Below are 8,828 nucleotides of genomic sequence, written 5' to 3'. Positions count from 1 at the left end.
AAGGGGCCCGCGCGCAAAGAAGATCAAGAAGCCGAGGGCCACGATCCACAGCAGCGGCGAGATCTCACGCGCCTTGCCCGAAAGCGACCGCACGACGACCCAGGCGATGAACCCGGCGCCGATTCCGGTGGCGATGGAGTAGGTCAGCGGCATGATCGTGACCGTGAGGAACACGGGAAGGCCGATGGAGAACTCTGTCCAATCGATAAACCTGATCTGCGACACCATGAGGGCGCCAACGACGACCAGCGCAGCGCCAGCCACCTCCAGCGGAACCACCTGGGTGAGAGGCGTGAAGAACATAGCGAGCAAGAACAGAAGACCCGTCACGACATTGGCTAGACCCGTGCGTGCGCCCTCCCCAACGCCAGCGGCGGAGTCGATATAGATCGTGTTCGACGACGACGAGGTCGCTCCACCGGCAACCGCACCGACACCTTCGATAAGCAGCGCGGACTTGAGGCGGGGAAAGTTGCCCTTGTCATCCTGAAGACCGGCCTCTTTGGTTAGCCCCGTGAGGGTGCCGACCGCATCGAAGAAGTTCGTGAATACGAGCGTGAAGACGAGCATGAGCGCCGCGAGAGCCCCGATGCGCTCGAAGGCTCCGAAGGAGAAGGCCCCCACGAGGGAGAGGTCGGGCAGCGACACGATCGACTCGGGAAGGGAAGGAACGTTGAGGTTCCAGCCTGCCGGATTCGGGCCATCCTCGGTGAACGACGGGCCCACCTTGAAAATGGCCTCCACGATGATGGCGATGACGGTGGTGCCCAGGATGCCGATGAGCAGAGCGCCCTTGACCTTGCGGGCCATGAGCACGCCCATGAGCAACAGGCCGATCACAAACACGAGCGTGGGCAGGGTGGCCACCGAGCCATCGTCACCCAATTGCACGGGCGGCGAGGCCGACCCGCTCGCGCGCACAAACCCGGCATCCACCAGACCGATGAAGGCGATAAAGAAACCGATTCCGACTGTGATCGCCGTCTTGAGTTGGGCCGGCACCGCCTTGAAGATCATTTCGCGAAGCTTTGTCGCCGACAGCAGCACGATGATGAGGCCGTTGATAACGACCAGTCCCATCGCCTCGGGCCAGGTCACCTGGCCGACGACACTGACGGCTAGGAACGAGTTGATGCCGAGTCCGGCGGCGAGGCCGAACGGAAGGTTGGCGACCAGGCCGAACAGGATCGTCATGACACCCGCGGTCAGACCCGTCACCGCGGCGAGCTGGGCTCCATCGAGCGCGTTGCCCGCAACGTCATCCGTGCCACCCAAAATGAGCGGGTTCAGGATGACGATGTAGGCCATCGTCATGAACGTTACGAGACCTCCGCGCACCTCCCGAGAAATCGTCGACCCGCGTTCGCTGATCTGAAAGAACGAATCAAGGCGCCGCCGCGCAGGAGAGGGAGTCGTTTTTGTCGAAGTCACACCGACAAATCTAACGGTCACCGGCTAGTGTCGCTGTTCTTAAAATTTGTCCCCCGAAAGGTGGACAAGATGAGCTAGGCTGGCGCAACCCGATCCCTCCCGCCTGGGAGTGCCCGCAGTCCCCCCGTTGCCCGGCAGATTGGATCGAACGGCGGGAGTGCCCAATGACGGAACCACAGAATAGTGCTGCACCTGCAGGCTGGTATGTCGACCCCATTACGCGTCGTCACCTGCGATGGTGGAACGGTCTTGCCTGGACCGAGAGCGTTGCCCCCCTGCCCGGAGTGGAGCCCGCAGCCTCGGTTGCCCCGGCTCCCCGCGTGCAACAGCGATTTGCCCTGCAAGCATCGGATGATCAGACTCAAGCGGCAGCCGCGCACACGCAGGTGCAGGCAGAACGCTTCACTCAGCCGGCCCAACAGTTTGTCACCCAGGTGCCCAACTACGTTGCACAACGCGTCGAGCCGACCGCCGAACCTACCTTGAGCGTCGCGCCAACGATTCCCTGGCCCGCGATGCAGAACGGCGCTCAGTCCGCAGCGGCTCAGCCGGTCGGCCACTACACGCCCCAGTACGCGGATGCCCTTTCGATTTTGGGATCCCTCCCCCTCGACGACGCGAACGATGACGAAGGAGTCGACGACCCGGCCCCCGCTCGCTCGCCATTCGCTCCGGCCGCCACGAGCGGCACCGATCCGATCTCGTCGCTTCCCGTGGCAGCCGCTCCTCCCGTTTCGGCCACCGACTCGCGCTCCGAAGCCGTCAAGAGCGCTGCCGCACGCCTCGAAGCGGAGTGGGCAGCCCAGCTCGCCGACCAGGCGCAACGCGACCGTGAGGCAGCTCACTTCGCGCTCGCCGCGCAGGCCGACGCCGCACACGCACGCGCCCAAGCTCACCAGGCCGAGTCATTCGCCGCCGCCACGGCGCAAGCCCAGCAGGCACAGCAGGCGGCGCAAGCCCAGGCACAGCAGGCGGCGCAGGCGCAGCATGCCCAGGCCTCCGACAGCACGGCCCTCGACGACTCAATCGAGTCAACCCTCATGTCACGACGCCGGCTGCGCGATGGCGGTACCGGCCCTGTCGCATCCGGCGCACCCATCTCTCGGGCGTCGGCTGCCGTCGCCGACGACGATATCTGGGCCGGGCCCGACGATCGCCGCGGAGAGGCATCCTGGTCGCCCGTGGGCAACGGCCGCGTCGCCGAGCTCAACAACCGCATTCCTGAGCGCTGGAGCACCGCATCCGTTTGGCTTCTCACGCTCACTCCATGGCTGTGGGGGCTAGCGCTTTTTGTCACGCTCTCGCTCTTCACCGCCTGGTCGCTGCCTGCGATCGGTGTGCTCGCGCTCCCCTGGCTTGTGGGGCTTCTCTTTGCCCAGCAGGATGCTGCACGGCTGCGCGACTTCGGCCATGCGCATCCGCCAAGCCCAGCCTGGGCACTTCTCACCGCTCCGGTGTATCTCGTGCTGCGCACGATCATGTTGCGTCGCACTCTCGGGGCGGGCTCGGCGCCGCTGATCGTATGGGCTATCAACGCTGCGCTTCTCGTGGGCATCCTCGCGGCCGCAGCGCTCATGCCCGAGATCCTGCCGTCCTATGTGATCGAGAGTCTCGATCCTCTGCGCGAAACCGCCAAGGACTGGGCAGGGCGCTAAGCCGCTGCGGTCGAGCCCGCCTGTATCTCGTGAACGCCCGCTCTGCTCTCGGGCAGCCCGCAGATTTCGCTCCTATCGTGGTGCGCATGATCAACCATGAGCACGACAAACACCTCCGCGCCGAGGCACCGCTCGGAGCTCTCTCTCCGGGATCAGAGACCGCCCGACCCACCAGCGCCGAATCGGCAGCGGCGGAATTCGGCGTCGTAGAGATCCCTCACGTCGAACCAGCAGAGGCGAACCCCGAAGCGCTCATCGAAGGCAACCGGGTCACGACGGCCCGCGATATGGAATAGCACGATACCGACGCCTCACGGCACTAAGCCATCACGACGGGAGCACGCATGTCACGCGAATATGAGCCCAACCTCGAAGACGAGCGAGAAGAAGATCTCTCTGACGAGCCGGAAGCGCCCGTGCCACCGACGATCGATCCCGACGAACGCATCGAAGCGGAAGAGGACCCCGACGCCCCTCTGGACGACGACAGGCTGGCCTAAGCACGCCTCCCCCGGCGCGACCTCGCGACGGTACCGCCTAGCGAGGGGCGCGCGGCACCGCTACTCGACCGTTGCCTCTGCCCTGCGAGCCCGCTTGCGCTGAGCCGCAACGAACATGGCCATGAACACGACCGCCGTCACCACGATGGCCGCCATGAACGCTAGACCGCTGAATGCGCTGACAGGAGCGAAGCCAGCCCCGACGAGCAGAAGAAGCGCCGATGCGACGAGCCAGTGAACAACGGTCGCGGCGAGCACCCGCTGCGTCACCGACCCGTTGCCGAAGTATCCGAGCAGCACCGAGAGCGCGATCGTGCCGACAAAGACCGAGGCGACGGCGACAAAGTTGTTGGCCATGGGAAAGAGCTGCACGGTCCAAAAACCCCACACCGCTCCCACGATCACAGTGGCGAGAAAGCGGCTGCCGGTGAGCTCCAGAAGCGGCTGCAAGAAACCTCGCCAGCCGATCTCCTGGAGGAGGGCGCCGACCAGCAGGCCGAGCAGGGCCACCGCGATCGGGACCCCGGCAACATCCGCCGGCCACAGCGCGGGCACGCCGAGAATGGCCAGAGCCCCGAGCATCAACGCGAAGAAGACAGCGGATGCTGCAACGCCCAAGATCAGATGGGCAACGACCTGACGGGTCGAGACTGCGGCGGGCAGCAGTTCGCGAAAGCTGGTGCGCTTGTCTGATCGCGCTCCGGCCACAGCCCAGGCGGCCAGCGCGCCGGCTGCTGGACCGCACGCGGCCAGAGAAACGTATCCGTGCGCGAACCCGCTCAGGTCTTGAACGATGTCGAGCACGACGGAGACAACCCCGGTGACGATGGTGAAAATTGCGATGGGGGCGATTGCTCGCTCGAACTTGCTCACTGTTCGACTTTAGCGCGGTGAGCGCGCATCCTGACCGCCCGCTGATTGCTCGGCGCACCCCATCGGCGTAGACCTGGGAGTACCGCACGGGGGTTGACTCGGGCAAGGAGATGGCGATGACGACATCAGAAGACGCGCGGAGACGCACCGCCGTGCCACCGCGAGAGAATCCCTCGCAGCCGGTTTCTCCCCCGCTCTCCTTGTCGCCTGACCTTGTCGTGCCCGATTACATTGACCAGGACCTCTCGGTGCCGCCGACGCACCCGCCGCGTCACGAGCGCTCAGATCGCCTCGCCTCTTCCCAGATGCGTCGCGAGGTGCTTGAGCGCGAGGAACGGGCGTTCGGAGGAGTCAAGATCGGCTCCGCATTTTTCGGCTGGCTCACCGCCGTTGGCACAGGGGTGATCCTCGTCGGCTTCGCTGCCGGCCTCCTCTCAATGCTCGGTGCGTCGCTCGGCTTTGACGGGGCAGGAGGGTTCACGGCGGGCGATGCTGGCATGTCGGCCACGGCAACGGCCATGCTCGTGCTTGCCCTGACCGCGTCCTATTTTTGCGGCGGCTATGTCGCGGGCCGCATGGCCAGGTTTGCCGGTGCGCAGCAGGGCACCATGGTGTTCGTGTGGAGCATCGCCGTAAGCATCGCTGTCGGAACCGCCGCCTCCCTCACGGGCGACGGCTTCGACGTTGCCGCGAGCATCGAGGCATTCCCCGGCGTCGTCCTCGCTAGCGGGGGGCTGAGCCTTGCGAGCATCCTCGCTGTCGTGGCCGTGCTCACCGTGATGCTCGGCGGCGCCATGCTCGGCGGAATCGTCGGCATGCGCTTTCACCGCCGGGTCGATAAGGCGGGTTTTGGCGAGTAGCGCTGTGCAGATGAGCGGCGCCGGAACCCCCCGGCTTGCGCGCGCTGACAGAATTGGAGCATGACCAACCCCTTCTCTGACAGCTTTCCTCTTGTTCTCGGCGGCAACGTCTTCGGCTGGACCGCCGACGAGCCCGAGTCGCACCGCGTGCTCGACGCCTTCGTTGCGGCAGGCGGAAACCACGTCGACACCGCAGACGGATACTCCGCCTGGGTGCCGGGAAACACCGGAGGGGACTCCGAAAGAATCATCGGCAGCTGGCTCGCCAGCCGCGGCAACCGCGACACCGTAACGATCGCCAGCAAGGTGGCGACGCATCCGGAGTTCACAGGGCTCTCCCCCGCAAACATCGCCGCTGCCGCCGACGCTTCGCTCGCCCGCCTCGGCACCGACTACATCGATCTCTACTACGCCCACTTCGACGATGAGACCCAGTCGATCGAAGACATCGCCACAGCATTCGACGCACTCGTCAAGGCGGGCAAGATTCACTCCATTGGCGTGTCGAACTTTTCGCCGGAGCGCATCGACGCGTGGTTTGCCGCCGCGAAGGCCAATGGCCTGAGCACCCCTGTCGCTCTCCAGCCCCACTACAACCTGCTCGCCAGGGGTTACGAAACGACTTACGCTCCCGTAGCCGAGCGACACGGCCTCGGCGTATTCACCTACTTCTCACTCGCCGCTGGGATGCTCACGGGCAAGTACCGCAGCGCCGCCGATGTTGAGGGTGCTGCGCGTGGTCGAACCCTCGCGCCGTTGGCAACCGATGCCGCCTTCTCTACCATCGCCGCGCTCGTCGAGGTCGCTGACGAGGTCGGCGCGACCCCCACCGCCGTTGCCCTCGCATGGCTGCAGTCGAAGCCGTCCGTTACGGCGCCGATCGCCAGCGCACGCTCGGTCGAACAGCTTGAGGGCCTACTTGCCTCCGTAGAGCTTCAGCTCGACCCCTCGCTCGTGGAGCGTCTCGACGCGGCATCGGCGGTGCCCGCAGCGGCGTAGCTCGGGCTCAAGCCCGCTCCCTTTCTGCTGAGGGGTCCCGTATTCGCCTTCCGTTGCCTCCTGGAAGGCGAATATGGGACCCCTCGGCGGCTTTTGGGCGGCGCGCTGCGAACTGTAGGAGACTGGTCTGTCAACCACACTGCCCCGCAGTTCGACTGGTCCATCGGGATCAGCCCCGACTCTGCTCGGCAAGCGACAAACCCCTAAGGAAGCCGCCTTGACATCTGAGATTCGTTTCTCCGACGTAACGACCCCCGACTCCCACGCGCCGTACGTAGCCGCTGCCGATCGCTACACCCATCTTGGTTACCGCCGGGTTGGCGCGAGCGGGCTTGTGCTGCCGCCGATTTCGCTGGGCCTCTGGTACAACTTTGGCGACAACCGCCCCTTCCAGACGCAGCGCGACATCCTTCGCAGGGCATTCGACCGGGGGATCACACACTTCGACCTGGCGAACAACTACGGCCCGCCCAACGGCTCGGCAGAGGAGAACTTCGGGCGCATGCTGCGCACCGATTTTGCCCCGTACCGCAGCGAGCTAGTCGTCTCGACCAAGGCCGGATGGCCGCACTGGCCGGGCCCCTACGGCAACTTCGGTTCGCGCAAGTACCTGCTCAACAGTCTCGACGAGTCTCTCAAGCGGCTCAACACCGACTACGTCGACATCTTCTACTCACACCGGGTGGATGTCGACACGCCCATCGAGGAGACCATCGGGGCCCTCGACACGGCTGTGCGGCAGGGCAAGGCGCTCTACGCAGGCATCTCGTCATACTCGCCGGAGCGCACCCAGGCTGCGGTTGCTGCGGCACGCGCCCTCGGCACCCCGCTGATCATCCACCAGCCTGCCTACTCGCTGCTCAACCGGTGGGCGGAGGGCGGCCTGCTCGAGGTTCTGGACGAAACCGGTCTCGGCTCGATTGCCTTCACGCCGCTCGCGCAGGGGCTGCTCACCTCAAAGTACCTGGGCGACGTCCCCGCCGAGCGGGCCACCAACCGCCCGTCGTTCTCGGAGGATTCCCTTTCGGAGGAGAACCTGGCGCGCATCCGCGGTCTTAACGACATTGCGGCGAAGCGCGGTCAGACGCTCGCGCAGATGGCGGTCGCGTGGACCCTGCGGCCCGGTGGGGTCACCTCAGCGCTCATCGGAGTATCTTCGGTCGCTCAGCTGGACGAAAACCTCGATGCGCTCAACAACCTCGAGTTTTCGGCCGACGAGCTGGCCGCGATCGACACCTTCGCCGTCGACGCCGGAGTCAACCTCTGGGCGAAGTCGAGCGACCTGTAGTCGCGGTGCGGTTGCCCTAGCTGCCGGCGTAGAACGCCGTGACCGTGGCTGCTAGGGCGACCGCGTCGTCCACATGGCACAGCTCGCGAGCCGAGTGCATTGAGAGAAGGGGAACCCCCACATCGACCGTGCGGATGCCGAGCCTGGTTGCGGTGAGCGGGCCAATTGTCGACCCGCAGGGCACCGTGTTGTTCGACACAAATACCTGCACCGGCGCGCCAGCCGCGTCGGCGAGGCGCTGCCAGAGCGCTGACCCATGCGCATCCGAGGCGTATCGCTGGTTGGCGTTGAGCTTGAGTAGAGTTCCGCCGCCGGCGACGGGGCGGTTGGCGGGGTCGTGCCGATCGGGATAGTTGGGGTGAACGGCGTGCCCGGCATCCGCCGAAACGCACCACGACGCCGCCCACGAACGATGGCGATCGTCGCTGGAGGCTCCGAGCCCCGAGCCAATGCGAGTCAGAACGTCTTCGAGCAGCGGGCCGTTGGCGCCAGACCGTGACGACGAACCCAGCTCCTCGTGGTCGAACGCGGCAAGCACACTGATGCTGTCCGCGGCCGGCTTTGCCTGCAGCAGTGCGACGAGACTCGCATAGACCGAGGTGAGATTATCGAGTCGGCCTGCGGCAAAGAGCGAGCGCCCTGCACCGAATCGAGCTGGCGCAGCGGTGTCGGCCGCGAGGATGTCGAACCCGGCAATGTCGTCGACCCGCACACCTGCAGAGTCGGCCAGCACCGCGAGAATCGAGTCCTCATCAGAACCCACCGTGCCGAAAATTGGCTGCGTGTGCTGCTGCCGGTCAAGCTTGAGGCCGTCATTCGCCTCGCGGTCGAGGTGAATCGCCAGCTGCGGGATGCGCAGATACGGCCCCGTGCGGGCCAGAACCTCTCGTCCATCACGTGTGACAATGCGGCCCGCAAGTTCGAGTTCCCGGTCGAGCCACGAGTTCAGGAGCGGGCCGCCATAGACCTCGACGGAGGCCTGCCGCCACCCGTGCGCGCTGATCGAACCGTTCGGCTTGAGCTTGAACCCCGGCGAATCGGTGTGGGACCCGAGAATTCGGAACGGGGTGGGGCCGGATGCTCCTGCCGGAATATTCCAGGCCACGACGGCACCATCGCGAATCACGAACTGGCGGCGCGGCTTGCGCCCCTTCGACTTGGGCATAACCCAGGCGTCGGCCTCGTTCAGGCGATCGAATCCGGCCGCCTCTAGCCGGCGTCC

The 8,828-nt window shown here is 65.6% G+C and carries 9 protein-coding genes; 6 read left to right on the top strand and 3 right to left on the bottom strand.

Annotated features, from left to right (window positions below; genetic code table 11):
• The coding region (locus AC062T_RS06995; RefSeq protein WP_476028642.1) for an NCS2 family permease at positions 1–1,431 on the bottom strand (1,431 nt) is incomplete at its 3' end.
• 164 nt (positions 1,432–1,595) lie between these two features.
• On the opposite strand from AC062T_RS06995, the gene AC062T_RS06990 reads away from it, so the two are divergent.
• The 3 genes from AC062T_RS06990 to AC062T_RS06980 all read left to right on the top strand — a co-directional run bounded on the left by AC062T_RS06990 (position 1,596) and on the right by AC062T_RS06980 (position 3,586).
• The gene (locus AC062T_RS06990; protein ID WP_476028640.1) at positions 1,596–3,086 is read left to right on the top strand and encodes a DUF2510 domain-containing protein; all 1,491 of its coding nucleotides are present in this window, start codon (positions 1,596–1,598) and stop codon (positions 3,084–3,086) included.
• 86 nt (positions 3,087–3,172) lie between these two features.
• A complete protein-coding gene (locus AC062T_RS06985; RefSeq protein ID WP_476028638.1) occupies positions 3,173–3,382 on the top strand; it encodes a hypothetical protein in 210 nt (69 codons plus the stop codon).
• A gap of 48 nt (positions 3,383–3,430) precedes the next feature.
• Entirely contained in the window at positions 3,431–3,586 is a 156-nt protein-coding gene (locus tag AC062T_RS06980; RefSeq protein WP_159078203.1) for a hypothetical protein, read from the top strand.
• Between the two features lie 60 nt (positions 3,587–3,646).
• On the opposite strand, the gene AC062T_RS06975 is transcribed toward AC062T_RS06980, so the two are convergent.
• Positions 3,647–4,459, bottom strand: coding sequence for a CPBP family glutamic-type intramembrane protease (locus AC062T_RS06975; protein WP_476028636.1), 813 nt, complete (start codon positions 4,457–4,459; stop codon positions 3,647–3,649).
• A gap of 116 nt (positions 4,460–4,575) precedes the next feature.
• On the opposite strand from AC062T_RS06975, the gene AC062T_RS06970 reads away from it, so the two are divergent.
• The 3 genes from AC062T_RS06970 to mgrA all read left to right on the top strand — a co-directional run bounded on the left by AC062T_RS06970 (position 4,576) and on the right by mgrA (position 7,606).
• A complete protein-coding gene (locus AC062T_RS06970) occupies positions 4,576–5,319 on the top strand; it encodes a hypothetical protein (protein WP_476028634.1) in 744 nt (247 codons plus the stop codon).
• Between the two features lie 60 nt (positions 5,320–5,379).
• The gene (locus tag AC062T_RS06965) at positions 5,380–6,318 is read left to right on the top strand and encodes an aldo/keto reductase (RefSeq protein ID WP_476028632.1); all 939 of its coding nucleotides are present in this window, start codon (positions 5,380–5,382) and stop codon (positions 6,316–6,318) included.
• A gap of 217 nt (positions 6,319–6,535) precedes the next feature.
• A complete protein-coding gene (gene mgrA / locus AC062T_RS06960) occupies positions 6,536–7,606 on the top strand; it encodes an L-glyceraldehyde 3-phosphate reductase (protein WP_476028630.1) in 1,071 nt (356 codons plus the stop codon).
• A gap of 16 nt (positions 7,607–7,622) precedes the next feature.
• Here the strand turns inward: mgrA and AC062T_RS06955 are convergent.
• On the bottom strand, positions 7,623–8,828 hold a 1,206-nt coding region (locus AC062T_RS06955; RefSeq protein WP_476028628.1), incomplete at its 5' end, for a M18 family aminopeptidase.

This window comes from Homoserinimonas sp., assembly GCF_056262345.1.
Note: the sequence above shows the minus strand (reverse complement) of the source record. Positions and strands in the feature narration are given on the sequence as shown.